The 1,672-nt window shown below is 67.1% G+C and carries 2 protein-coding genes; one reads left to right on the forward strand and one right to left on the reverse strand.

All coding sequences use genetic code 11. The features are described from left to right. The first annotated feature begins 278 nt into the window (after positions 1-278). A complete protein-coding gene (locus tag VGF64_13845; protein ID HEY1635840.1) occupies positions 279-1,064 on the forward strand; it encodes a FliA/WhiG family RNA polymerase sigma factor in 786 nt (261 codons plus the stop codon). Positions 1,065-1,072: 8 nt separating this feature from the next. Here the strand turns inward: VGF64_13845 and VGF64_13850 are convergent. Then, a partial coding sequence (locus tag VGF64_13850; protein HEY1635841.1) for a 3-hydroxyacyl-CoA dehydrogenase family protein occupies positions 1,073-1,672 on the reverse strand: 600 nt, incomplete at its 5' end.

Genomic DNA, 1,672 nt, shown 5'->3' on the forward strand with positions numbered 1-1,672 from the left:
CAGCTCCATCCCGCGCCGCGCGGCCTGGTGGTCGTCGACGATGAGCACCTCGCACCGGCTGGCCTCCATCACGCCTCCTCCCGACGTCGCTGGGCCGTAGCGTCGCACACATCTACCGCAAAATGGGGATGCGCGAAACCCCCGGTCCGGTCGACATAAATCCGGGGTGATCAGCGACCTTCACCCCGGCCGGAAGTCCAGCCGCATGGACCCGGCATTCCCTCGAGCAGATTCGGACCAAAGTGGGTGTAATGGCTACAACGGAACGTGCCGGACGGTTGTCGGCTGATCAAAGTCTTGAGCTGTGGCGTGACTACCAGCGGACCGGCGACCCCCGCCTGCGTGACCGCCTCGTGCTGACCTTCGCCCCGATGGTCAAGTACATCGTCTACCGCAAGGTCCGCGAGATGCCGGCACGCTGCGAGGTCGACGACTTCATCTCGTGCGGCCTCGAGGCCCTCATCAAGTCGATCGACCGCTATGACCCCGACAAGGGCGCCACGCTCGAGCAGTTCGCCTGGACCCGGATCCACGGCGCGGTGCTCGACGAGCTGCGCCGCAACGACTGGGCCCCGCGCTCGCTCCGCCGCTGGGACCGCGAGATCGGCAAGGCCCGCGACAACTTCTTTCGCCTCTACGGCCGTCGTCCCAGCCGTGAGGAGCTCGCTGACGCGCTCGGCATCGAGATCAAGGATCTCGTCCGCCACCAGGACGAGCTGGCCCAGGCGTCCGTGGGCTCGCTCAACGCCCTCGTCAACGGCGAGGAGGACCAGGCCACCGAGCGCATCGACACCCTGATCTCCGAGGACACCGACGGGGATCCGGAGCAGTTCGCGGTCACCGGCGAGGCCAAGGAGCGCTTCCGCGAGGCCTTCGAGTGCCTGGCTCCCCGCGAGCGCAAGATCGCCGTGCTCCTCTACGTCTACAACCTCACGCTGCGCGAGATCGGCGAGATTCTCGGGGTCACCGAGAGCCGCGTCTGCCAGCTGCACGCCCAGATCCTCAAGACACTGCGCGCCCACCTCGCGGCCGACGAGCAGCTCTTCACCGCTGTCGCGGCCTGAGCCCGGCGCTACGACGGGTAGTCGTAGAACCCCTTGCCGGTCTTGCGGCCGTGGTGGCCTGAGACCACCATCCGCTTGAGCAGCGGGGTGGGGGCGTACTCGGGCCGCTTGAACTCCTCATAGAGGGAGTCGCAGATGGCGTAGAGCACGTCGAGGCCGATGAAGTCACACAGGGTCAGCGGCCCCATCGGATGCCCGCAGCCCAGCCGCATCCCGTCGTCGATGTCCTCGCGCGTGGCGAAGCCGTCCTCATACATCCTGACCGCCGCCATCAGGTAGGGGACGAGCAGCATGTTGACGATGAAGCCCGAGCGGTCCTTGGTCCGGATCGGCTTCTTGCCCATCCCGGTGGCAAAGCCCTCTGCCACCGAGACCGTATCGTCGGCGGTGTCGAGCGCCACCACCACCTCCACCAGCTTCATCACCGGCACCGGCGAGAAGAAGTGCAGCCCGATCACCCGTTCCGGGCGTCGCGTCCATGCCGCCAGCTCCGCGATCGGGATCGATGAGGTGTTGGAGGCCAAGAAGCGCGCCTCGGGCAGCGCCTCGTCCAGACGCTGAAAGAGCTTGCCCTTGACCCGCGGATCCTCGGTCACGGCCTCGAGCAC

Source organism: Acidimicrobiales bacterium (assembly GCA_036491125.1).
Classification (GTDB): Bacteria; Actinomycetota; Acidimicrobiia; order Acidimicrobiales; family AC-9; genus AC-9.